The following is a 1,491-nucleotide window of genomic DNA, read 5'->3' as shown; positions in this document are numbered from 1 at the left end:
ATCTCTGGTCAGCCGTCGCCGACTGTCTATCCGCCTTCACCCCCGAGGAATGCCGGAACTACTTCGAGCCCGCCGGATATGACCCGGACTAAGTCGAATCCGCTCTAGCCGGGCAAGACGGTGATGGTGCTGCTGCATGACATCGCCTTCACCTCCTGCCGGTCCGACCGCATCGTCGCGATGCGGCAGGGCCGCAGCTTCGCCGCCGAAGCCCCGACCCGGATCCTCGCCTCCGAACTGCTGGGAGAGCTTTACGAGACGCGGATCGCCATGCGCGAGATCGACGGCCTGCGGATCGCGCTTCTCTACGGCAGATCTCAAACATGCCACCGCATGTTCAGGCCGGAGCCGATGGCCGGCGATGGAAAGCCGGGGTCGCAAACCTCGGCCAGCCTTTCCCGGAACAGAGCTGGCCGATGGCCGGACCTTTTTCCCGCCCGATCATCGCCCCCACCCGGGAGACCGCGGAAACCATGGTGCTGCTGGACCCGATCACCCTGCGGGCACTCGCCGCCGACCGCAACGCCGGCCGATATGTCGCCGCGGCCGAGCTCGAGCGGGTAACGGGCGGCGGGCAAGGCAGGTGGTGTCCCCGCCAGGCCCGCGCGGGGGCGGGTCGCGCCGATCGCCTCAATCCCGGCCTCCCGCATGCAGCCCGGCCGCAAAGGCCGCCTCCAGCCGCTTGCGATGGGCCCGCGGCACGGTGACGGTGGACCCGTTCCAAAGCGTCAGCAGCAGCCTGCTGTCGGGCAGAGGCGCATGGTCGACGATGGCGTCGTAGCTGAGCCAATAGGACCGATGCACCCGCATCCCCGCATCCTCGGGCAGTTGCGAGACCGCGTCCGACAGGCGATAGCGCACCAGCACCTCCTGCTCCTTGGTAATGATACGGATGTAATGCTCCTCGGCCCGGATCAGCCGCAAGGCGGATACCGGCCAGCTGTAGCTGCCGAACCGCACCGTGCGCGGCGGGGGCGGCACCGGCGGCGGGGGTGGCTGCCGCAGCATGGGCACCGGCAGTTGATGCGCCGCGGGCCCCTGCTGCGATGTGGATGGCATCGGGGCCGGCAGTTGCGGCGCTGCCTGGAGCGCCGCTTGGGGCGCCGCCTGCGGCGGGGGCAACCACGGCCGCGCCTCGGCCGGATTGGGCGCGGCCGGTTCGGCAGGCGCTTCCGAACGGATTCGGTCCCAATGGGTCCAGCCGCTCTGGGCGAAGGCCCTGGTGCGGGGCAGCACGAAGATCGAGAACAGGATTTCCAGGTTCAGGATCACGAAGTAGATCAGGACGAATTCTTCCGTAAGCGGCTTGAAATTGGACCAGGCCGGCCCGACCATGACCAGATTGTAGACCCGCGAAAAGCCCAGCGTGGCCAGCAACGCGATCAACGTGACTCTGTTGCACAAATTGACTGACGGTCAGAGTTCCCCTTTCCCCCGACGGAGTCATCCCACGGCTTGAGTTTCGGGTATGCCGAGTGCGGTGAAGCCGTT

At 67.5% G+C, this 1,491-nt stretch carries 1 protein-coding gene; it reads right to left on the bottom strand.

What is annotated here, in order from left to right; genetic code table 11:
- Positions 1-630: 630 nt before the first annotated feature.
- Positions 631-1,386, bottom strand: coding sequence for a LytTR family DNA-binding domain-containing protein (locus tag ACDP63_RS24765; RefSeq protein WP_409928845.1), 756 nt, complete (start codon positions 1,384-1,386; stop codon positions 631-633).
- Positions 1,387-1,491 lie beyond the last annotated feature (105 nt).

The organism is Paracoccus sp. P2, assembly GCF_046335115.1.
Classification (GTDB): domain Bacteria; phylum Pseudomonadota; class Alphaproteobacteria; order Rhodobacterales; family Rhodobacteraceae; genus Paracoccus; species Paracoccus pantotrophus.
Note: the sequence above shows the minus strand (reverse complement) of the source record. Positions and strands in the feature narration are given on the sequence as shown.